Origin of the sequence: Bacillus sp. LBA3-1-1.1 (assembly GCF_040676495.1) — a bacterium.
GTDB lineage: Bacteria > Bacillota > Bacilli > Bacillales > Bacillaceae_G > Bacillus_A > Bacillus_A nitratireducens.
In genome coordinates this window covers 150569-172621 of the sequence record NZ_JBEGIB010000002.1, presented here as the reverse complement: position 1 = coordinate 172621, position 22053 = coordinate 150569, and the positions used below count along the sequence as shown (strand labels likewise).

General features: G+C 34.2%; 25 protein-coding genes, 1 other RNA gene, 1 riboswitch and 1 other annotated feature. Of the genes, 17 read left to right on the top strand and 9 right to left on the bottom strand.

What is annotated here, in order from left to right; genetic code table 11:
- Positions 1–22 precede the first annotated feature (22 nt).
- The 7 genes from ssrA to alo all read left to right on the top strand — a co-directional run bounded on the left by ssrA (position 23) and on the right by alo (position 7927).
- Positions 23–377, top strand: a transfer-messenger RNA (tmRNA) gene (gene ssrA, locus MRBLBA3_RS04145).
- Between the two features lie 556 nt (positions 378–933).
- Complete coding sequence (locus MRBLBA3_RS04140) at positions 934–1611, top strand: response regulator transcription factor (RefSeq protein WP_098216032.1); 678 nt, start codon at positions 934–936, stop codon at positions 1609–1611.
- Positions 1612–2005: 394 nt separating this feature from the next.
- Positions 2006–3019: a siderophore ABC transporter substrate-binding protein gene (locus MRBLBA3_RS04135; protein ID WP_000753449.1), complete on the top strand. Its 1014-nt coding sequence runs from the start codon at positions 2006–2008 to the stop codon at positions 3017–3019.
- Between the two features lie 19 nt (positions 3020–3038).
- Positions 3039–4055 (top strand): ABC transporter permease, encoded by a 1017-nt coding sequence (locus tag MRBLBA3_RS04130; protein ID WP_000042059.1) that lies wholly within the window; start codon positions 3039–3041, stop codon positions 4053–4055.
- Positions 4052–5116, top strand: coding sequence for an iron chelate uptake ABC transporter family permease subunit (locus MRBLBA3_RS04125; protein WP_000631119.1), 1065 nt, complete (start codon positions 4052–4054; stop codon positions 5114–5116). The genes MRBLBA3_RS04130 and MRBLBA3_RS04125 overlap by 4 nt, the downstream gene beginning before the upstream one ends.
- Positions 5113–5865, top strand: a complete 753-nt coding sequence (locus MRBLBA3_RS04120; protein ID WP_000590054.1) for an ABC transporter ATP-binding protein — start codon at positions 5113–5115, stop codon at positions 5863–5865. Before MRBLBA3_RS04125 ends, MRBLBA3_RS04120 begins: the two co-directional genes overlap by 4 nt.
- A gap of 523 nt (positions 5866–6388) precedes the next feature.
- Positions 6389–7927, top strand: coding sequence for an anthrolysin O/cereolysin O family cholesterol-dependent cytolysin Alo (alo, locus tag MRBLBA3_RS04115; RefSeq protein ID WP_363379847.1), 1539 nt, complete (start codon positions 6389–6391; stop codon positions 7925–7927).
- Positions 7928–7978: 51 nt separating this feature from the next.
- Here alo and MRBLBA3_RS04110 read toward each other — a convergent pair whose 3' ends face one another.
- The 3 genes from MRBLBA3_RS04110 to MRBLBA3_RS04100 all read right to left on the bottom strand — a co-directional run bounded on the left by MRBLBA3_RS04110 (position 7979) and on the right by MRBLBA3_RS04100 (position 10447).
- Positions 7979–9259: a purine/pyrimidine permease gene (locus MRBLBA3_RS04110; protein WP_098401644.1), complete on the bottom strand. Its 1281-nt coding sequence runs from the start codon at positions 9257–9259 to the stop codon at positions 7979–7981.
- A 125-nt stretch (positions 9260–9384) separates the two neighbouring features.
- Positions 9385–9834: a cyanase gene (gene cynS / locus MRBLBA3_RS04105; RefSeq protein WP_001081563.1), complete on the bottom strand. Its 450-nt coding sequence runs from the start codon at positions 9832–9834 to the stop codon at positions 9385–9387.
- 31 nt (positions 9835–9865) lie between these two features.
- On the bottom strand, positions 9866–10447 hold the full coding sequence (locus MRBLBA3_RS04100) for a beta-class carbonic anhydrase (RefSeq protein ID WP_000926490.1): 582 nt from the start codon (positions 10445–10447) through the stop codon (positions 9866–9868).
- Positions 10448–10614: 167 nt separating this feature from the next.
- On the opposite strand from MRBLBA3_RS04100, the gene MRBLBA3_RS04095 reads away from it, so the two are divergent.
- Positions 10615–11046 carry an Lrp/AsnC family transcriptional regulator gene (locus tag MRBLBA3_RS04095; protein WP_363379844.1) on the top strand — a complete coding sequence of 144 codons (432 nt, stop codon included), beginning with the start codon at positions 10615–10617 and terminating at the stop codon, positions 11044–11046.
- 271 nt (positions 11047–11317) lie between these two features.
- Here MRBLBA3_RS04095 and MRBLBA3_RS04090 read toward each other — a convergent pair whose 3' ends face one another.
- Entirely contained in the window at positions 11318–12283 is a 966-nt protein-coding gene (locus tag MRBLBA3_RS04090) for a DUF4822 domain-containing protein (protein WP_363379843.1), read from the bottom strand.
- Between the two features lie 428 nt (positions 12284–12711).
- On the opposite strand from MRBLBA3_RS04090, the gene MRBLBA3_RS04085 reads away from it, so the two are divergent.
- Complete coding sequence (locus MRBLBA3_RS04085; RefSeq protein ID WP_141534460.1) at positions 12712–13146, top strand: Lrp/AsnC family transcriptional regulator; 435 nt, start codon at positions 12712–12714, stop codon at positions 13144–13146.
- Positions 13147–13187: 41 nt separating this feature from the next.
- Here MRBLBA3_RS04085 and MRBLBA3_RS04080 read toward each other — a convergent pair whose 3' ends face one another.
- From MRBLBA3_RS04080 to MRBLBA3_RS04070, 3 genes are all read right to left on the bottom strand, one after another.
- Entirely contained in the window at positions 13188–13745 is a 558-nt protein-coding gene (locus MRBLBA3_RS04080) for a cysteine hydrolase family protein (RefSeq protein ID WP_001001096.1), read from the bottom strand.
- Between the two features lie 296 nt (positions 13746–14041).
- On the bottom strand, positions 14042–14281 hold the full coding sequence (locus MRBLBA3_RS04075; RefSeq protein ID WP_000895223.1) for a DUF896 domain-containing protein: 240 nt from the start codon (positions 14279–14281) through the stop codon (positions 14042–14044).
- Positions 14282–14377: 96 nt separating this feature from the next.
- Positions 14378–15025, bottom strand: a complete 648-nt coding sequence (locus MRBLBA3_RS04070; RefSeq protein ID WP_071734630.1) for a nitroreductase family protein — start codon at positions 15023–15025, stop codon at positions 14378–14380.
- 164 nt (positions 15026–15189) lie between these two features.
- Between MRBLBA3_RS04070 and MRBLBA3_RS04065 the strand changes: the two genes are divergently transcribed.
- From MRBLBA3_RS04065 to MRBLBA3_RS04045, 5 genes are all read left to right on the top strand, one after another.
- Positions 15190–15546: a winged helix-turn-helix transcriptional regulator gene (locus MRBLBA3_RS04065; protein WP_000712644.1), complete on the top strand. Its 357-nt coding sequence runs from the start codon at positions 15190–15192 to the stop codon at positions 15544–15546.
- 71 nt (positions 15547–15617) lie between these two features.
- Positions 15618–16022: a phosphate-starvation-inducible protein PsiE gene (psiE, locus tag MRBLBA3_RS04060; protein ID WP_000834468.1), complete on the top strand. Its 405-nt coding sequence runs from the start codon at positions 15618–15620 to the stop codon at positions 16020–16022.
- 141 nt (positions 16023–16163) lie between these two features.
- The gene (speG, locus tag MRBLBA3_RS04055) at positions 16164–16679 is read left to right on the top strand and encodes a spermidine N1-acetyltransferase (RefSeq protein ID WP_000076836.1); all 516 of its coding nucleotides are present in this window, start codon (positions 16164–16166) and stop codon (positions 16677–16679) included.
- 172 nt (positions 16680–16851) lie between these two features.
- Positions 16852–17061: a DUF3955 domain-containing protein gene (locus MRBLBA3_RS04050; RefSeq protein ID WP_044738054.1), complete on the top strand. Its 210-nt coding sequence runs from the start codon at positions 16852–16854 to the stop codon at positions 17059–17061.
- Between the two features lie 133 nt (positions 17062–17194).
- Complete coding sequence (locus MRBLBA3_RS04045; RefSeq protein ID WP_000980974.1) at positions 17195–17434, top strand: DUF3947 family protein; 240 nt, start codon at positions 17195–17197, stop codon at positions 17432–17434.
- Positions 17435–17466: 32 nt separating this feature from the next.
- Here the strand turns inward: MRBLBA3_RS04045 and crcB (MRBLBA3_RS04040) are convergent, their stop codons facing one another.
- Both crcB (MRBLBA3_RS04040) and crcB (MRBLBA3_RS04035) read right to left on the bottom strand, forming a co-directional pair.
- Complete coding sequence (gene crcB / locus MRBLBA3_RS04040) at positions 17467–17823, bottom strand: fluoride efflux transporter CrcB (RefSeq protein ID WP_000606274.1); 357 nt, start codon at positions 17821–17823, stop codon at positions 17467–17469.
- A complete protein-coding gene (gene crcB / locus MRBLBA3_RS04035; RefSeq protein ID WP_000874015.1) occupies positions 17820–18224 on the bottom strand; it encodes a fluoride efflux transporter CrcB in 405 nt (134 codons plus the stop codon). Before crcB (MRBLBA3_RS04035) ends, crcB (MRBLBA3_RS04040) begins: the two co-directional genes overlap by 4 nt.
- A gap of 54 nt (positions 18225–18278) precedes the next feature.
- Positions 18279–18338: riboswitch (Fluoride riboswitch) on the bottom strand.
- A 298-nt stretch (positions 18339–18636) separates the two neighbouring features.
- Between crcB (MRBLBA3_RS04035) and MRBLBA3_RS04030 the strand changes: the two genes are divergently transcribed.
- From MRBLBA3_RS04030 to murB, 3 genes are all read left to right on the top strand, one after another.
- Positions 18637–19695 carry an endonuclease/exonuclease/phosphatase family protein gene (locus MRBLBA3_RS04030; RefSeq protein WP_033658549.1) on the top strand — a complete coding sequence of 353 codons (1059 nt, stop codon included), beginning with the start codon at positions 18637–18639 and terminating at the stop codon, positions 19693–19695.
- 202 nt (positions 19696–19897) lie between these two features.
- Positions 19898–20293: an SET domain-containing protein gene (locus MRBLBA3_RS04025; RefSeq protein WP_000573656.1), complete on the top strand. Its 396-nt coding sequence runs from the start codon at positions 19898–19900 to the stop codon at positions 20291–20293.
- A 509-nt stretch (positions 20294–20802) separates the two neighbouring features.
- Positions 20803–21717: a UDP-N-acetylmuramate dehydrogenase gene (murB, locus tag MRBLBA3_RS04020; protein ID WP_363379838.1), complete on the top strand. Its 915-nt coding sequence runs from the start codon at positions 20803–20805 to the stop codon at positions 21715–21717.
- Between the two features lie 107 nt (positions 21718–21824).
- Positions 21825–22041, top strand: a binding site (T-box leader).
- Positions 22042–22053: the final 12 nt, after the last annotated feature.

Here is a 22053-nt window from a genome sequence, read left to right as displayed (position 1 = left end):
TCGTATGCTCCATTTTTATCATGGGGACGTTACGGATTCGACAGGGATAGTTCGAGCTTAGGTTGCGAGTCGAGGGGATCGGCCTCGTTAAAACGTCAAAGCCTATAATTGGCAAACAAAACAATCTTTCTTTAGCTGCTTAATTGCACTAAAGGTTCCTCCCTCCATCGTCCATGTGGTAGGGTAAGGGACTCAAACTAAGTGGACTACGCCGGAGTTCGCCGTCTGAGGGCGAAGGAAGAGAATAATCAGACTAGCAACTTGGAAGCCTGTCGATAGGCCGAAGAGTTCGCGAAATGCTAATATATCGACTACACTCGTAGAAGCTTAAGTGCCGATATTTTTGGACGTGGGTTCGACTCCCACCGTCTCCACCAATACATATTTGGTGGTTTTTTTATTTTGTATGGTATGAACCATAACTTTGCCAGGTTGGCGGGGTTATGGTTCTTTTTGTTTGTGGCAAAGTTATGGTCCCTCTAATTTTTCGGTTCTTTCGATTCCATTCTAAATGCATCTTGTATGTTATCCCTTAAAAATCACAATCGTATCTAAATAAACAACAACAAAATCACTTCTACACAAGTATTTATAAGTAGAAAAATAGAAAGACTACCGTTTTTTATTTTGTAGTTTTATAAAATGCTTAAGTTGATGGGGGGAGGGCGGTACCCCTAAAACAGAAAATGAAGAAATAGTTATTGATGATAAGCAGATAGATACTATAGATGCCCTTAATGATTAAATAATATGTATTTAAATCTTCATATCCTTTGTGTTTCTATTCATATCTATTGTAAGATTATATTGAGTTCTCCTAATAAGCTGTTATAATGGCTTTTTTTAGGGGTTTTATATTTATAAATCTTAAAATATTTTTTTGAGATGATTTTTTATCTAACCAAGTTATATTGAAGTAGAGGTGAACCATCGGTGAGGCAGGTGTTAGTAATTAAGAATGAAAGGTCTTTAGCAAAGAAAATCGTAAGCGGTCTAACGCAAGAAGGCCATTTCATTTTAAAACTTCACAATGAAAACCAAGGTTTAAATATAGTATATGAACAAGATTGGGATATTATCATATTGGATTGGGATTCATTAAGTATATCGGGGCCAGAAATTTGCAGACAAATACGACTTGTTAAAACGACACCGATCATTATTGTGACCGACAATATTTCTAGTAAGGATTGCATAGCAGGGTTACAAGCAGGAGCAGATGATTATATAAGAAAACCATTTGTGAAAGAAGAATTAGTAGCAAGGGTTCAAGCTATTTTAAGGAGAAGTGAATATATCCAGCAAAATGAGACAAACTTTTTTCAGTTTAAAGATCTCTTTGTTGATGCATCTAGCAATATTGTGAAAAAAAGTGGTGAAAATCTTTCGCTTACGAAGCGCGAGTACGATTTACTTGTATTTTTAATCAAGAATAAAAATACAATATTGAGCCGTGAAATGCTTTTGAACCAGGTTTGGGGAGATAACGTAGTAGTAAATCCAAATGTAGTAGATTTATATATTGGGTATGTAAGAAAAAAGTTAAAGTGCGAGAAGAAAGACAGATATATTCAAACGATACATGGCAGAGGCTATTCAATGGTTGAATGATAAAAATAAGATAATAAAATAGTTTCTGTGAAATATTAAAAGACGGAAACTATAAAAAGAAGATTGCTATCAGGCAATGGATTATGAAAAAATTAGCTATTAATGGGCATTTTTTTGCAGTAGAAATCATGGTTTATAAGGTGCCAATCTATTGGTTAATACGTGTGGGGGATGACTCTGGTGCGCATTAGTTGAGACCGTATCTAATTTATGTTTAATTTTATGAACTCACACCATTCACAAGATTTTCACAGAATTAACGACTATACTAATTAACAGGATATTCAAATGAAAATGATTATCAATATTGGTTTAGGTGAATAGTAGTTACTATCTAATTCAATCTATGGACGTCATCATTTTCGAACTAAATTACATAATAAGGAGTATACGTATGAAAAAAACTATGCTTTTAAAATTAGTAAGTATTCTAGCAATTTTCACTTTAATGTTAGTAGCTTGCTCAGATTCAAGTAAGGAAACTTCGAAAGCTAATAAAGGTGATAGTAGTGATAAGCAAAAAACGGTTGAAATCACTGATGCACATGGAACTGTTAAAGTCCCTGTAAATCCAAAGAATGTAGTTGCTTTAGATAATAGAACTTTTGAAACTTTAGCTGATTGGGGAATTAAATTAGCGGCTGCTCCAAAGGATGTAATGCCTGCAGATTCAGCATATGTAAAAGATGATTCAGTTAAAAATATTGGGAATCACCGCGAACCAAATCTTGAAATTATTGCAGCGGCAAACCCTGAACTTGTAATCGTTGGTCAAAGATTTGCTGGTCATTACGAAGAAATCAAAAAATTAGTGCCAAATGCAGCTGTTATTGATCTTAATGTTGATGTTTCTGAGAAAGCTACTAAGCCTGGTGAAAACTTAGTAAAAGGACTTAAGGATTCTACAATTACTTTAGGGAAAATCTTTGATAAAGATAAAGAAGCTAAACAAGTAGTAGCTGATTTTGATAAATCTATTGAAAAAGTAAAATCTGCTTATAATGGAAAAGATAAAGTTATGAGTGTTATTGTTACTGGTGGAAATATTGGTTTTGCTGCTCCACATTCTGGTCGCGTTTGGGGACCAATGTATGAAATTTTCGGTTGGACTCCAGCACTAGAAGTTGCTAATTCTACTGCAGGTCATAAAGGTGATGACGTTTCTGTTGAAGCTATTGCACAAACAAATCCCGATTGGCTTTTCGTATTAGATCGTGATGCTGCAACATCTGATGCTGCTACTTCAGCTCCTGCTCAAGATGTTATTTCTAAATCACCAGCTCTTCAAAACACAACTGCTGTTTCTAAAAAACAAGTTGTTTATGCACCAGCAGATACTTACACAAATGAATCAATTCAGACTTATATAGAGTTATTTGGAAATATCGCAAAAACTTTAGCTAAGTAGTGTAAAGGAGTACGAAACAGTGTCAAAAAATATGATTTCTAGGGTTGAGAATATTTCTCAACCCCAGTTTTATAATCACAATAAAATATGGACAAAACCTTTTATAATAGCGATTATAGTTGTTATAATTTTAGGGATTATATCACTGTTTACTGGAGTTTATGATATACGTGGACAAGAGGACGGAATGGAGATGTTTTTCATCACTCGTGTTCCGAGAACAGTTGCATTAATGCTTACTGGAGCTGCAATGGCGATGGCAGGGCTCGTAATGCAATTAATTACACAGAATCGTTTTGTTGAACCTACTACAACGGGGACTATTGAATGGTCAGGCTTAGGCCTGCTTTTTGTATATTTATTATTTCCTGCCCCGACGTTAGTTCAAAGAATGACTGGTGCAATCATTTTTTCTTTTATAGGAACTATGATTTTCTTTCTATTTTTAAGAAGAGTTAAACTTCGTTCGTCTTTAATTGTCCCGATTATTGGATTGATGCTTGGAGCAGTTATTTCTGCAGTGTCTACTTTTTTGGGACTCCTTTTTCAAATGACGCAAAGTATTGAAACTTGGTTCGTAGGTTCATTTGCTACCGTTCAGGTGGGAAGATATGAATATTTATGGCTGATTGTTATCGTTACTTTTCTTATTTTTATGTATGCTAATAGATTGACTTTAGCTGGACTAGGAGAAGATGTCGCAACAAGCCTTGGAGTTAATTACAATAGAATTGTTCTTTTTGGGACTGGCCTTATCTCTGTTGCAGTTGGAATTGTTGCAGCTGTTATTGGAAACTTACCTTTCTTGGGATTAATTGTTCCAAACATTGTTTCAATGTTTAGGGGAGATGATCTTAGGAGTAATTTACCTTGGGTATGTGTGATCGGAATGGGGACAATAACTGCCTGTGACATCATTTCTCGAACAATTATAAAACCTTTTGAAGTGCCTGTTTCTTTAATACTTGCAACAGTGGGAGCAGTCGTGTTTATTACTATTTTATTGAGACGAAGAAAACCAAGGAGGCTACGATGATCACATTAGACTATAAAAATAAAGAAAATGTCGAAATCGATTCTAGCCTTCATAATGAAAGTAGATCAGCTAGTGCTTTTCGTTCTAAGAAGGAAGCAAGACGTTATTGGATTGTACTGATAACATTGATTGCTTTAGGTCTCCTTTCTTCATATGGACTTTTAGTTTATAACAATCCAGTTCCGATAGATTCACCTTCTTTTATCCCAGTTGTTAAGAGAAGGATAATAGCTATTGTTGCGATGATTATTGCTGCAGTTTGCCATAGCTTGTCGACAGTTGCTTTCCAATCTATTACGAACAATAAGATTATTACTCCTTCGCTTTTAGGTTTCGAATCACTTTATTCAGCAATTCATACGAGTACAATATTCTTCTTTGGTGCTAGTGCATTAATAAACTTTAATGGAATTGGATCATTTTTATTCCAAGTTGTTGCTATGGTCTTGATGAGTTTGATACTTTATGGATGGTTACTTTCCGGTAAATACGGGAATTTACAACTTATGCTTTTAGTTGGAATTATTATTGGTACTGGACTGAATTCTGTATCAACTTTTATGAGAAAGCTACTTGCGCCTTCAGAGTTTGATATTTTACAAGCGAAATTATTTGGTTCTGTTAATCATGCAGATCCTGCATATTTTCCTGTTGTAATTCCTATGATTATAATTGTAGCAGTATTAATTTTTGCTCATTCTAAGAAGTTGAATATTTTATCACTAGGAAAGGATGTTGCTACTTCCTTTGGGGTTAAATATCAACCTAGTGTAATTTATACGCTTGTATTGGTTGCAATTCTGATGTCCATTTCAACAGCTCTAATTGGGCCACTTACGTTCTACGGCTTTTTAGTAGCAACTTTGAGTTATCAGGCGGCATCAACTTATGATCATAGATATATTTTCCCAATGGCTTTTGCTATAGGATTTTTAATAATGACGAGTGCATACTTTTTAATGTATCATGTATTCAATGCTCAAGGTGTAGTTTCAGTTATTATTGAATTATTTGGTGGAATTATATTCTTAACTATAGTTTTAAGGAAGAGGGCTTTATGATAAAAATTGATAATGTTAAAAAGTTCTATACTGATAAGGTGAAAATAGGACCTTTGGATATTGAAATACCAAAAGCGGGCTTTACTTCTTTAATTGGACCAAATGGCGCTGGAAAGTCTACGACACTATTGATGATTGGAAGACTTTTAGATATGGATGAAGGGCAAATTCAGGTAGCGAATATGGATGTTTCTGAATCCAAATCAAAAGACTTAGCGAAAATTTTGACTATATTGCGACAAGAAAATCATTTTGTAACGAGGCTTACGATTAGACAACTAGTTGGATTTGGGCGCTTTCCTTATTCAAAGGGAAGATTAACTAAAGAAGATGAGGTTATCATTTCTAAATATATCGATTTCTTAGATTTAACTAGTTTAGAGAATAGATATTTAGATGAGCTTTCTGGTGGTCAAAGACAAAGGGCATATGTAGCGATGGTATTGTGCCAAGAGACTGAATATGTACTTTTAGACGAGCCTCTGAATAACCTTGATGTTGCCCGTTCTGTTCAAATGATGGAACATTTGAGACGTGCGGCTAATGAATTTGGAAGAACAATTTTGACTGTTATGCATGACATAAATTTTGCAGCCAAATACTCTGATAAAATTTGTGCTATGAAAGATGGTCAAATTGCTGCTTTTGGAACAGTAGAAGAGGTTATGGACCCAAAAATTTTGACAGATATTTTTGAAACAAAAATAGAAATTCTCAATGGTCCTTATGGTCCAATTGCTGTTTATTAGTTATAGAAAATCAAATTGTATACTCTAGTTAAAGTTGCTGTCTGTATTTTATAGGCAGCAGCTTTTTTTATGCGATTGCCCATGATAACTCTTAATGTTTCTGGTTGTTGGTAACAGTCCCACGGGTATTTCATTACTTCCAGTCCTGCGACGTTTCCAACAATAAACTTGTAAATTACTCATAAAATGCAAAGGAATGCTTCACCTTTTCAAGTATCTACCAAGCGAAAAAAATATCTCTGTATAACTTTTTAAAAGAATTCAGCTTGTTTTTTATATGTAATATTGCATATCAGAGTGTATTGATAAAAGTGTAAGGGGTCACTATAATGAGGGCATAAAGATAAATCACATTTTCGTAGCAATAAAAAAGGAGGAAATAATATGGAAATCGCAATGGCAGTTTTGAAATTTGTAGGTGGCGTAATCCCGTTAATTCAAGAACTTTTAAAAGCATTTATGTAGGTTTATTAGTTAGCTATCATTTATCAATCATTATCATATCTTACTAAAAAAGAACGGGGTGATTTTTCTGAATATTAAGAAAAACACTAAAAGAAGAAAGTTCCTTGCGTGTTTATTAGTTAGTCTATGCACTATTAATTATTCATCTATTTCCTTCGCAGAAACACAAGTAGGTAATGCAACTGATGTGACCAAAAATGCTAGTGGCATTGATACTGGTATAGCAAATCTTAAATATAATAATCAAGAGGTTTTAGCTGTAAATGGTGATAAGGTAGAGAGTTTTGTTCCGAAAGAAAGTATCAATTCAAATGGTAAATTTGTAGTAGTGGAACGCGAGAAAAAATCACTTACAACTTCACCAGTCGATATTTCGATTATTGATTCTGTGGCTAATCGTACATATCCAGGAGCAGTACAACTTGCAAATAAAGCTTTTGCAGATAATCAACCTAGTTTATTAGTGGCTAAGAGAAAACCTTTGAATATTAGTATAGACTTACCTGGCATGAGAAAAGAAAATACAATTACTGTCCAAAATCCGATATATGGTAATGTGGCTGGAGCAGTAGATGATTTAGTATCTACTTGGAATGAAAAGTATTCTAAAACACATACGTTACCTGCAAGAATGCAGTATACAGAATCTATGGTGTATAGTAAATCACAAATCGCAAGTGCCCTTAACGTTAACGCCAAATATCTTGATAACAGTCTAAATATTGATTTTAATGCGGTTGCAAATGGAGAGAAAAAAGTGATGGTAGCGGCATATAAGCAAATATTTTATACCGTAAGTGCTGAACTACCTAACAATCCATCCGATCTTTTTGATAATAGTGTTACTTTTGGTGAGTTAACTCGTAAAGGTGTAAGTAATTCGGCTCCACCTGTTATGGTCTCAAATGTAGCTTATGGTAGAACTGTTTATGTAAAATTAGAAACAACATCTAAGAGTAAAGATGTACAAGCTGCTTTTAAAGCCTTACTTAAGAATAACAGCGTCGAAACGAGTGGACAGTATAAAGATATTTTTGAAGAAAGTACCTTTACTGCTGTAGTATTAGGCGGAGATGCGAAAGAGCATAACAAGGTTGTTACTAAAGATTTCAATGAAATCCGAAATATCATTAAAGATAATGCTGAATTAAGTCTTAAAAATCCAGCATATCCAATTTCATATACAAGCACTTTTTTAAAAGATAATGCAACTGCTGCTGTTCATAACAATACAGATTATATTGAGACGACAACTACAGAATATTCAAGTGCTAAAATGACACTTGATCATTACGGTGCTTACGTTGCACAATTTGATGTATCTTGGGATGAATTCACATTTGATCAAAATGGGAAAGAAGTACTAACACATAAAACCTGGGATGGTAGCGGCAGAGACAAAACGGCTCATTACTCTACAGTTATCCCTCTTCCACCAAATTCAAAAAATATAAAAATCGTAGCAAGAGAATGTACTGGTCTTGCATGGGAATGGTGGAGAACAATTATTAATGAACAAAATGTTCCATTAACAAATGAAATAAAAGTTTCAATTGGAGGAACAACATTATACCCAACTGCTAGTATTAGTCATTAGGTATAAAAAAGCGCCCTGTAAGCAGGGCGCTTTTTTACTTAGTCACAAATTTTACTCTTTCCAAAACTGTTCCAATAGAATGACAAGCATGGTACCCACAAGTAATCCATTACTTAAAACATATTGTAAGGAAGAAGGAATTCCGCTAAATGCACTTTCTGGAAGAAACATTATTCCCAAACTGATTAATAATGAAATTCCTAATATAGTTAATCGGCGTTGATTTAATTCTTCACGTAAAATGGATTGAAATGAAACGCCTATTACTTGGACAAATGTTGCTAAAAGTGCAGCATTAGCAATAGGACCTGGTAGCAAGGATATAAAGTTTACAATTGAGGGGATAAAAGAAATACCTGCTAATATAAGACTTGCTATAAGGAACGATTTCACTTTTCTTTGTCCTGTTAGTTGAATAAATCCTGCTGATGCAGGTAATGGTACAATTCCAATTGTAGAGAACAACGACGAGATAATATGTGATACACCGCCGCCCCATACACCACGGTTCAGTGTTTGCTTTTCATTTTCTTTAGATAACGGGGCCACTTGCTTTACAGCCGAAATAGCAGCAATTGTATTTGCAACTAAAAGAAAGGTAAATAAAGTTGCAGTTAGAGTCATTCCGATATCGAATCTAGGTGTGCCCCAAGCAAATATCTCGGGTAACTTAACTAACGGTGTGTGTGAAGGCATATGAGATGATTTTCCTAATAAAGCATACAAAAGCCAACCACATGAAATTCCAAGTAATACAGCGTAACTTTTCATCCATCCTTTCCCTTTGATTGATAAGAAAGTAATAAGGGCAAAAACAAAGAGCGCAATAGTAGCTGTTGTATAGTCAGGATGGGTTGCAGATCCTTGTAATCCCATCATTCCTTTTAGTAACACACCACTAAGCTGAAGTGCTAAGATTAAAAGAAAAGTTCCTGTAACTAACGGTGTAAATAAACGTAAGATTCGATGAACAAGCCCTGTTATACCAAGGACGAAGAGTAATATACCTGCAATAATTAATCCGCCTTCTAGAAGTTGTAATACATCCTTTGCACTTTGTCCCTGATGCATAGCGACTTGTCCCAATATGACAAATATACTTACCCATGAACCTGCTGGCCCATCCGCTATGGGATAGCGATGCCCAAACCATGCTTGTATAAATGAACTTACTCCTACAACTAAAAAAGTTCGTTGCATTAATGTTGAGATATCTTCTATTGATAAATGGAATATGCCACCAATAATTATAGGCAATGCAATTGCATTTGCTAATAAAAACACAAACCACTGTAGAATACTAAAGCTCGTATCAAAGTATTTTTTATTCATATTAGTCTCCTTTGCCGAAAAAGAATTTCATAGTAAAAATCCATCCTTTTATACAGTTAGATTAAAAAGGATGGTCTTTTAGGTCTATAAAATTATTTTAATTATATAGATGGATTTTTAATTAATTACCATGTACGGAATGGTAAGAATTTCCCGTTAAGTGTAATCACGATACGAGGATCGCCACCTTTTGGATCCTCTTGTGTGTCCACACCTAGATTGAAGTTAATTGCACTCATTACACCTTCGCCAGCTTTTTCTAGAATTAATTCTCGAAGAGTTGGTGCGTATTGTAACATCATTTCATATAATCGATATAAGATTGGGTCAGTAGGAGGCATTTGCATTACTTGACCTCTAAGTGGAACTACTGTTAATGCTTGAACTACTTCTTCATCTAATTCTAATAGTTTACCGATTTTTTCTGCTTCTGGACGTGTCATTGTAGCTTGTCCTAATAACGCTGTTACAACCCAAGTCTCAGAGTGCTCACTTACTTTTGAAATTTCTTCCCATGTTAAACCTTTTGCAATTTTTGCTTCCATAATTTTTTTGGTAGCTTCTTGTCTATTCATATCTAATAACTTCCCTTCATTTAAGTAATAATTAATTTTTCATACCATTTAATGCTTTATATCCATCAACCACTACATCTAATTTACCTGTGTGAGGATCAATAACTAAACCATGTACAGGAACATCTTTTGGAATAAGTGGATGATTTCTTACTAAATCAACATTAGCCTGAGTTGAATCGCAGACATCATCAAATCCAAATAACCATTTTTCAAGATCAACACCAGCATATTCAATAGCTGATAAAATTTCTGTTGAAGCTACTCCACGATCTAATATTTTTTGAAGTGTTCCTTTTGGATTAGTTTGGCTCGCGCCACATCTATGGTGTCCAATAAGGAAGATTTCATCTGCATTTAAATCGTATACTGACGCTACAACACTTTGCATAACACTATCGAAAGCAGAAGCAATTTTACCACCTGCATTTCTGATAACTTTTGCATCACCATCGTGTATATCTAAAGCCTTTGGAAGTAGCTCAATTAAACGAGCATCCATACAAGAAACAACAACCATACGTTTTTTAGGCATCTTTGTCGCTTCACGGGGAGCGTATTCCTTATTTTCTACAAATTGTTCATTGAACGATAGAATTTCTTGTAATAACATATTTGTAACCTCCTTTAAATCTAGATGTATTTTTTTGTTGCGTCCTCTGTGTTATAAGTAAATATAACTGATAAATAATGTGATGTAAGAGGATAGACTAAGTATAGTGAATTGTATCGATAAGCAGAATAAGTTGGCGAAACACTTTCGGGCTTTCTACTTTCACGGTGAAAGGATTGGTTTATATCATTGATCAAACAGATTTTGAGATACTGAAATTATTAGGAGAAAACTCAAGAATACAATGGAAAGAACTTGGTCAAAAAATACATATGACGGGGCAGGCCGTAGGAAATCGAATTCGAAGATTAGAGGATTTAGGGATTATTGAACAATATACAATTGCAATAAACCGAATCAAATTAGGACAAGTAGTAACTGCATTTGTTACTTTGTTCGTAACAACAGCTAATCACCAAGAATTTATGAATTTCTTTCAAGGAGAAGAAGGGATTTCTGAAGTACACCGTATAAGTGGTGAGGGGTGTTATTTATTAAAAACACATTTTGCTTCCAATGAAGGCTTAGATAATTTTCTAGGACGACTATTAAAATACGGGAACTATCGTGTTAACTTATCAATAGGAAAGTTGAAATAAGGTTTCTTTTCTTTGGAGGGGATAGTAACATTATTTGCTAAACCTTATTTGTATAGAGATAATAAAATTTTTATCTTAAATAGTCGGAGCCTTACTACAATTTATGTGTAGTAAGGCTTTTTAAAGCTGTTAAAAAATGAGAGATATTATATTCAACAATCGGGCTGAATTGTTGAGGGGGATATAAGACAATTTTTTTCAAGGGAATCATAAATGATTTTTCCTTAAAAAAAATCCTGTAGCTCAGTACAGGATTTGTAATCAAACGTTTTTAAAAGTTAAATTGTGGTTTCATATCACCTGTATAAGGTTCATGTTCAACGAATATAGTTATGTCTTTACCCGCTTGGTCTTTACCAGTTCTCTTATACGTAAATTTCTTGTTATTCAGTTCAGTAAGTTCAAGAGCCGCACCGTATTTATTATTTCCAATTGAAACATGAGCTCTTATTTTATTTTCGTGTACAACATCGAAGTAGCCATAATCACCGCGGCTTTGACCTGTTTCGCTATTGAAGAACTCGTATTTATTAGACTTGTCATCAAATTTTGCTAGACTTATAAAATTCAAATTAAACTGCGTTACATCATTACCGGCTTCATCTAATACCTTTGTTCCATACCAAAGGGTTCCGCCTAAAATTTTATCTCCATCAACGTTTTTAACGATAGCACCTGTAGTAGAGTTTAGCTGCTTATCCGGATCCGTGAAAGAAAGCTCTTCTTCTTTATATGGAACATGTTCAACGAAGACTTCTACATCTTTACCGTTAGCATCTTTCCCCATTCTTTTATAGGTAAATACATTTTTATTTAGCTTTGTCATGTCAACAACAGCTTGATACTTCATTGATTCTGAAATTAATATTCTCTTCTTCCCATCATTTGTGACAAAGAAAGCTCCTTTATCACCACGACTTGCACCAGTCTTAGCATCAAAAAATTCATATCTTCCTGACTTCGCATCATATTTCGCAAGACCAATGAAGTTTGTATTTTCTTTCGTTAAGTCATTTTTATCTTTGTCATACACTCTTGTACCTTGCCAATTTGTCTCGCTAAGAATATTAGCCATTTTTTGTCCTTTAGTTAATTTATTTTCCTTTTTAGTATCTTTCGCAGCTTGTTCTTGTTTTTGTTTACTATGATTTTCTTCCGCTTTCGTACCAGCGCAACCTGTTAATGCTAATGTGAATCCTAGCAGTATGGATGATAGTGCTTTTGTTTTTTTGTTCATTTTTATCGTCTCCTTATTGTATGATTTTAGTTAGTACGGTTTGCGATTATAGTAGCAGTTCTTCCTTCTAAATTTTTGTTATATGAAAAGACTCAGGTGGGAGCAATGAACTTAGTTACTACGTTTATCATGTTAATCCCCGAGTATAAACTCCCTCTAAATAAATCATTAAAAAAAGATAAACTAATTCCTAAAAAATTTTCATATTTATAAAAAACAATTCCTATTTGGCAGCATGGCTCTTTCGAATACTTACCAAATTTGTTCCTGATACTACGAGTAATCCAAAAATACATAGTTGGGAAGAAGGAAAGCCGTTAACAGTAATGTAATTCTTAATAGAGTTAATCGAGTGTATTGTAAAAGCTTTTAAGATGAATTGTAGGGGAAATGAAGACCTTATAGAAGGTGATTCTTATAGGAAGGGGATGGCTATGTTTGATTCAACAGATTTTAAGATTATACAATTACTACAAGAAAACGCTAGGATGAATTGGAAGGAAATCGGAGAGATAGTACATTTGACTGGGCAGGCTGTTGGGAAACGAATTAATAAATTAGAAGAGGCAGGTGTCATTCAAAAATATACGATAGATATCGACAGGGCTAAGCTAGAAGGGTCTATTATGACGTTTGTTACACTATTTTTGCATGCACCACATTATCATAATCAAATTCAGACCTTTTTCGAAAAAACGGACGTAATTACTGAAATGTATCGTATAAGTGGCGACGGGTGTTATATTATGATTCTTCACACATCTTCGCATCAGCAATTAGAAGAGACTCTTGCAGATGTTTTACATTATGGTGATTATCGTATAAATACTGTCATTAAGACAATTGAAAAAAAGAAAGAATAAGAGATTTATTCTTTCTTTTTTTCATATGGAACTGTAATTCTTTATTTGCTTTTTTTTATAAAACAGCTTAATGGCATGACTTTTGCGTAAATATCACCAAACTCTAATGCACTCATGAACGATTGATGAGCGTGTACTGCTGGGATTAGATTTCCTTGGAATTCTAAATCCTTTGTTGTGCAAGCATCTTCAATTACAATACATTGAAATCCTAAATCACTGGCAGCACGTACTGTTGCATCAATACATACATGAGTCATCATACCGCAAATGACTAGTTGGTCTATTTTCTCTTCTTTTAATATTTCTAATAAATTTGTTCTTAAAAAACTGTTAGGGTGATGTTTTTGTATGATTCTTTCGTTGGCAATCGGTTGTACGTCATCATGAATTTGAGCTCCTACTGTCCCAGGTAAGAAGAAAGTAGCCCCTTCATTGTTTGCAATATGTTGTACATGAATAACTGTTTTATGTTTTTCGCGAAACACTTCCAATATTTCCTTTGCTTTTTGTGCGGCTCTTTTAGGTTGATGCAATTCCATATTGCCGCCTTCAAAGTAATCATTTTGTATGTCGACTAATAGTAACGCTTCGTTCATTATTAAATCCCCCCACTGATTAAAGTTTCACTTTATACAGCACGTTATTTGTACTGTACCGCTATTATATAAATTGCAACTATGTGGAAGTAATAACATCATGAAACGATTTTGACGTATATAGTTTCATTGTGAAAAAGCTAAAGGATACAAAGAAAAGATGGGAATAATTTGTTTGTGGGTTTTTGATTTAGAAATAGAAAGTGGATGGGGAAGTAGATGTTAACTTAATGATTCATCCAATCGTATGTTGTTTACTTAGATGAATCATTAAGTAACAAAAAGTCTCGGTATTTTCATGCATTGTTATCTGCGTTTAGTGATAGCTTTTGTTGTTCTTTTAATTTTTCAGGTGTCACATCGTTTCCTAAAGGATCTAATATTTTTAATCCTGTAACAGTGGTGTTGATTTGACCGCGAATAATTTGAAGGTACTCCTCGTGTAATGCTTTACGCTCATGTAATTCTGTTTTTGTTAAACCGTCTTCTTTTTGTTTTTTAGCTAATTCATTAATTCGATTTAAAACTTCAAGCATTGTTTTCTCCGCCTTTCTTTTGTGCAAGTAGTTGATCATAGTTTAATTAATAGAGTTTATCGTACTTTCATTCCAAAAGTACGATAAACACGGTGATTAAAACTCGCCATTCCAAGACGTTACTTCATCTACAGTTAATCGAACTGATGGGAATCCTGGCTCTTTTGCTTTGCCTAATGCAATCATTAAAACGTCAGTTAAGTTTTCTTGAACGTTAAATGTTTTGCGGAATTCTTCAACGTTATAGCCAAGCATTGGGACGGTATCATATCCTCTCGCTTTTGCAGCAAGCATAAATTGCATAGCTAGCAAACCACCGTCAAGCATTTGCCATTCTCTTTTTCCTTGTTCACTTACAGGTGCATAAAACTCACGAATACTGTTGTTTAGTCTGGTTTTAATTTCTTCTGTCATGAATCCAGCAGCTACTGCACGCTCATTCACTTTATTGATATGTTCGAATTCATGGGCGTTATTTTCGCTTAAAATTACGATCATAGCCGATGCCTCTAACACTTGTGGTTGATTTAATGCGATTGGATGAAGCTTTTCTTTTAAATCTTGATCTGTGATTACCATGAAACGCCATGGGTTTAAGTTAGAACTACTTGGTGCTAGCATTGCTTCCTCTAAAAGTTCTTTAATTTCTTCATCAGAGATTGTAACTGAAGGATCATAAGAGCGAACGGAACGACGTTCACGAATCACATCATAAAAATTTGTAGTACGATTTTCTTTTGTCATTTTAAAATACCTCCACTAAGTTGATGTTCTGTTATAAGTTGCTTACATGCATCATTATGGTATAGTACAGGTACTATGAAAAGTACGCACTTTTCCGTGATATAGACACCATCTCGTGACATAGGCACGAGAAAGTGCCTATCAAAATACAGAAGGAGTTCAATATGAAAAAAGAGTATAACAATAGAATTGAAGTCGTTTTGGATGTAATCGGGGGGAAGTGGAAATCCCACATTTTATATCATTTAACAAGCGGACCGACAAGAACGGGTGAGTTAAAACGATTGGTAACCGGTATTACACAAAAAATGCTTACTGAACAATTGAAAGAGCTTGAAAAGGATGGACTTGTATCTAGAAAAGTATATAATCAAGTGCCGCCGAAAGTTGAATACTCTCTTACAGAACAGGGACAATCATTAAAACAAGGTTTAAAAGTACTTTGTGATTGGGGAAGCGACTATATTAAGCATAAATATCCGAATGGTGAAGTGATAGTGAAAGAGGACGATCATATTTGATTTAACACTTCTGTAAGTATAATTTTGCTATAATAAATAAGTACTTATACGAAGGGGAGCTAAAAGAGAAAATGAAGTCATTTGATATCGATCATTTTATAGCTAGTGTTTTACAGTGGATATTAAATATAGCGTTAATCATATTGTCCATTGTTTTATCGGTTTTTTTAATTAACGAAACAATTACTTTTATTCAATACATATTTTCAGCAAAGAAGTATACATCGTATAAATTAGTTGAGAGTATCATCGTCTATTTCCTATACTTCGAGTTCATCGCATTAATTATTAAGTATTTTAAGTCGAATTATCATTTCCCGTTACGTTATTTTATTTATATCGGAATTACGGCGTTAATTCGTTTAATTATCGTGTCTCATGAGGAACCAATGGAGACGTTATTATACGCAGGGGCAATTCTTATTTTAGTTATTGCTTTATACATATCGAATATGAGGGATTTGAAGAAAGGGTAGTAGTGCAGACTTTTGTTTGTGCTACTTTTTACACCTTGACCTTCAAGTTACTTGAAAGTTTACAATGTAACTAGGGCGTTTGAAATCGAAAAAAAATGAGAAATTAAGTGAAGAGGTTTCTTTTACTTGGAGGTTATAGAAATGAGTCAAGAATTGAAGTTACGTCCTTTAGAACGAGAAGATTTAAAGTTTGTACACGAACTTAATAATAACGCGCATATTATGTCGTATTGGTTTGAAGAGCCGTATGAGGCATTTGTGGAGCTGCAGGATTTATATGATAAACATATACATGATCAAAGTGAGCGCCGATTTATTGTTGAGAAAAATAGTGAGATGGTTGGATTGGTCGAATTAGTAGAAATCGATTATATTCACCGTAGAACTGAATTCCAAATTATTATTGATCCGAGTTACCAAGGTTACGGTTATGCAGCTGATGCAACGCGTTTAGCAATGGATTACGCTTTTTCCGTATTAAATATGCATAAAATATATTTAGTTGTTGATAAAGAGAATGAAAAAGCTGTACACGTTTATAAAAAAGTCGGATTTATAGTGGAAGGTGAGCTTCAAGATGAGTTCTTCGTTGATGGCAACTACCATAATGCGATAAGAATGTGTATGTTCCAAAAAGAATATTTTAGAGTGAAATAATTGAGTGAAGAGGCTATAGACAATGATTGTCTATAGCCTTTTTGTTATACAAATCAATAACTGTTTATCGCAAAACAATAAAAAGTTGTTGATTTATAATGTGGCGGGGCTTATTATGATGGTAGTCGAAGGAATATAAAAAATTAATTGTGAAGTTAAAGGAGAATATATTATGAAAAACAAATACTTAGTAGCTATCGTACTGATATCGTTAGGAGTTACTTGTTTATTAATACATGGTGCAACTAGTAAAGTGGAGGAAAATGGTTTGCTTGTAGAACCGTTCTTTTTCCTAGTACCAATAAGTTATTTACTGTTCTTTAGTGGCATTGGTGTGTCGCTATTTGGATTTATTACTTCAAAGTTGAAAAAACAGCAATAGATAAATTGAAACTTTAATCAGTGGGGGGAGTGTTTATTCCCTACTGAGTATTAGCTTTCACCAATCGAGATAAAACACTTACTATGAAATGGAAACATACGATAGGGAAGAAAAATAAAAAGTGAGCTGAATAATGATGAACCATTATTTTTACACTGGAAGGCAAGTAGGGCCAGCTATTACATTGGCCGGGGCACAGATGACAATTCAGGCAGTGCATCAGGCTATTCAAATGCAGCAACAAGCACAAGTAGCGCAAATGATGCAGAGCCAGTATATGTCGTATTCACAGCTTCCTGTGCAAAGTATACATTATGATGTGTATCCAGCTGGTTTATTTTCAATTCCATATGGGGCAACATACTTTTTATGAAAGAAAGCGAATGATAAGCGTCGCTTTCTTTTTTATATTCCGCCTAATTTCACCCCAAGGAATGCGAATGTGATACCGATTATATAAGTAGCACTTAAGTATAGAAGTAGTATGCCGAATTTTTTATTCTTAAAAAGCTGAACAGATTCTAATTTAAAAGTTGAAAATGTAGTGAAGGCCCCCATAAATCCTGTGCCTAATAATAGTTGCCAGCTTGTAGTTATCCCAGTTCCAATTATATATCCGAGTAAAAATGCTCCCGTTATATTAATGAGGAATGTAGCAATTGGAAATGAAGTTTTATTTCTTTCTTTAAACCAATTACTAATTGCAAATCGTGTAATAGCACCGAAGAATCCTCCTGTTGCTACTAATAAAGCATTAATCATGATGGTTCACCTTCCTCAAGGTGTTTTTGTAGTAAAAAATCTCCAAGTGTATAGCCAAGCAAAGACATCATTAGACCGCCTAGCATACTACATGATACATATAAAAATGCGATACCAAAATGTGAGTGATTGATTAACTGTACAGTTTCGACGCTGAATGTTGAAAAGGTCGTAAATGAACCGATAAACCCAGTTCCAATCCCTGTAATAACTTCAGAAGATAAGACGTTTAACCGAGCGATATAGGTGGTCAACAAAGCGAGTAAGAAACAGCCAATTAAGTTAATCGTTAATGTAGCAATTGGTAATGAATGATGCCAAATCGTATCGATAGTAAAACCTAAGTAATAACGGGAAAGAGCTCCTAATATACCGGCTATGCCAACAATAATATATTTCAATTTCTTCACCTCTCTAATAGTTTACTCAAAAAAAATAGACTCCTACCAGTAGTCATACTGGTAGGAGTCATTAGCTACATAGCAGTTATGGCGAACTCCATCGCCTATAAGTTCACTTTATAGTGTACTAAATATTATTTTGGATTACCAATAAATATGTTAATGAAAAGTTCAGAAAGTAGGATTTGTTATATTCTCCGAAAGTGTAATTACGTTACAGTCGTGCCTTCTTAAATGCTATGATTGAATTTCAAGATAATTGCAGTGAGGGATACAACGATTATTTATTAGCTAAATATAATGATATCAAGTTTTCTTTATGGTAAAATATTTCTTGTGTCTTTAATCTATCTTTATTTAACTGAAAATACAGAAAAATAAAATATTATTTAATAAAAAGGGGTCATGTGTGTTGAAGAAATTTTTAAAAATAGTATTAATATGTATTTTAATAATAGCTGGTATTCTAGGTGGCTTTTTAGCTTATATGACACTTACAAAAGAACAGCCAGCGAATGTTTTAGACGTAAAGGTTGAAAACAACAAAGAGCGCGTACTGCAGCCAGGAAATGAATTTAAAGTTACAACATTTAATATTGGGTACGCTGGATTAGATAAGGACCAAGACTTCTTTATGGACGGGGGAAAGGGTTCTGGTTCGAGTAGTAAAGAACAGACTGAAGTAAATTTAAAGAAGATGCTTTCATTTTTACAAAATGAGAATAGTGATTTTACGTTATTGCAAGAAGTTGATATAAAATCCCACCGATCATTTGATGTAAATGAACATGAGTTTTTGAAAAAAGGATTACCTAATTATGCTTCGTCATTTGGGAAGAACTATGATACTAAGTGGGTTCCTGTCCCAGTCACAAAGCCGATGGGATATGCTGAGGGTGGATTAAGTACATTTTCTAAATATACAGTTCAAACAGCAACGCGGTTCCAACTACCAGGAATGGAGCCTTGGCCGAAGCGTTTATTCGATTTAGATCGTGCGATTGTTGAACATAAAATCCCTGTTGATAATGGGAAGTATGTTAGGCTCGTAAACATACATTTATCTGCTTATGATGAGGGCGGCAAAATTAGAAAGCAACAAGCAGAGTATTTAAAAGAATATATGAACAAGTGTTATCAAAACGGTGATTACGTAATATTAGGTGGAGATTGGAACCAGTTACTTTCTAATGTCCAACTAAGTGATCCTAAGTTTGTGAAAGAGCGTCCTGAATGGCTAGTAGAGTTACCGAAGGACTTCGCCGATGGAGGATTCCAATGGGCTGTAGATCCATCTGTTATGACGGTAAGGGATGATGTGAAGAAATATGTGGAAGGTGAAAACTTTGTCACTATTATTGATGGCTTTATCGTTTCACCGAATGTTGAAATTGTAAATGTACAAGGGAAAGACTTAAAGTTTGAAAACAGTGATCATAACCCAGTTAGTGCGGTATTTAAATTGAAGTAATTGATACGTGGGACTTCATAGAATATCTTCTAACGGGTGAAGTTGTCGTTATAAGATATTCTAGAAAAATAATATCACCTAAGAAGAGCACAAATAATGTGCTCTTTTTATACTTGGTAGGAATTTAATTGCTTTTCTCTTCGTTTTCTGCCAAGCTTAAGGAGAAAAATACTTCGAAGAAAGAAATATATAGGTGACGCATATGATTGAAGTTAAGACTTCTGAACTTAGTGATGGAGAATTTAATAGAGGTGTATTTGCAACTCGTGATATTAAAAAGGGTGAGTTGATACACTCAGCACCAGTTATCTCTTATCCGAATGAACAGCATGAACACATTGAGAAAACGTTACTTGCTGACTACGCATTTGAGTATGGGGTAAATCATACAGCATTCCTTTTAGGATACGGCATGTTATTTAATCATTCATATAAGCCGAATGCAACGTATGATATTGTCTTTGAGAATCATACGTTTAACTTCTTTGCTTACAAAGATATAAAAGCGGGAGAAGAGATTCTAATCAATTATAATGGTGAAGTTGATGATGATGAGCTGTTATGGTTTGATAAGGAAAAAGAAGAGAACGAAAAATAAATTAAAGAGTATAAAAAGAGCACATTCTGTTGGATGTGCTCTTTTGTATGAAATAAAAGGTATCGCGGATTATCTAATAAGTGAAAGGAAGGTGGACGAGATGAAATTAGTTAAAAAGAAATGAAAGGGATGCTCTTACGTAGGTAAGAGCATCTTTTTTATTGAAGAAAATAAAGTAAAGATTACAAAAAAATACCACTTCCTTTTCGTGTGGTATAGTAAGATACTGAAGGATATTGCTTTGTAAAACCTATATATTTTACAAATTGTTGTCTATATGGTTACATGTCGAGTTTAGTAGCCCATTTGGGTTGCTTTATTATGCGATATATATTTTAATATGAATGGCACCTCTTATAATTTAAGAGGTTTATAGGTGTCTCGAATTGATTTTAGGTACACTGTATCCACCACTTTAGCTTTTGATTTGTATTGCATTTTTTATGTGGGGATATTATGGGCCCGTTGCTAGCGGGATAAAAAGATTATAGAAATAGAGGAATCGTAAAATGAATATGCAAGAGGTTTATAAATATTTAAGTACGGTATTGCCTGAAGGTCATGTAAAGAAAGATGAAATGCTAAAAGATCATACGCACATTAAAGTGGGTGGGAAAGCAGATGTATTTGTTGCGCCTACTAATTATGATGAGATTCAAGAAGTGATAAAGTATGCTAACCAATATAATATTCCAGTTACGTTTTTAGGAAACGGATCGAATGTTATTATTAAAGACGGTGGTCTTCGCGGGATCACAGTAAGTTTAATTCATATTACAGGTGTTACTGTAACAGGAACGACGATTGTAGCACAGTGTGGTGCAGCAATTATTGATGTATCACGTATTGCATTAGATCATAATTTAACGGGTCTTGAATTTGCTTGTGGTATTCCAGGCTCAGTTGGCGGAGCGTTATATATGAATGCTGGCGCTTACGGCGGTGAAGTCTCGTTTGTATTAACAGAAGCTGTCGTAATGACAGGTGATGGAGAGCTACGTACTTTAACGAAAGAAGCATTTGAATTTGGATATCGTAAGAGTGTATTTGCGAACAACCATTACATTATTCTTGAAGCGAGATTTGAACTTGAAGAAGGTGTGCGTGAAGAAATTAAAGAAAAAATGGATGATTTAACGTTTAAGCGTGAATCAAAACAACCGTTAGAATATCCTTCATGTGGTAGTGTATTTAAGCGTCCACCAAATAATTTTGCAGGTAAGCTTATTCAAGAATCAGGACTGCAAGGTAAGCGAATTGGCGGAGTGGAAGTTTCTTTAAAACACGCTGGATTTATGGTGAATGTTGATAACGGAACTGCACAAGATTATATCGATTTAATTCATTTCGTACAAAAAACTGTTGAAGAGAAATTCGGTGTGAAATTAGAGCGAGAAGTAAGGATTATTGGAGAAGATCTATAATAATCTTTGAATAAAAAGCGTATAAAGTATGAATTATTTCGAAATAATATTTGGGTATTGTTGACATTTTGTTTTCAATTCAATATAATGGCTAATAATTTAACAAATAATATACGTTGAAAGAGCCCAGTAGCAGTTTGTCACTGTTATTAAAGAGAGCTAGGGGTTGCTGGAACCTAGCACAAACAAACTTGTGAATTACACTCTGGAGTATCTTAGGTAATGCTAAGCGGATTGGCAATCGATATTATTGCTAAGAGTGGTATGAGTAGCTATGCTATTTATACAAACTGGGTGGTAACACGGTGAATAATCGTCCCTATGTCATAGACATAG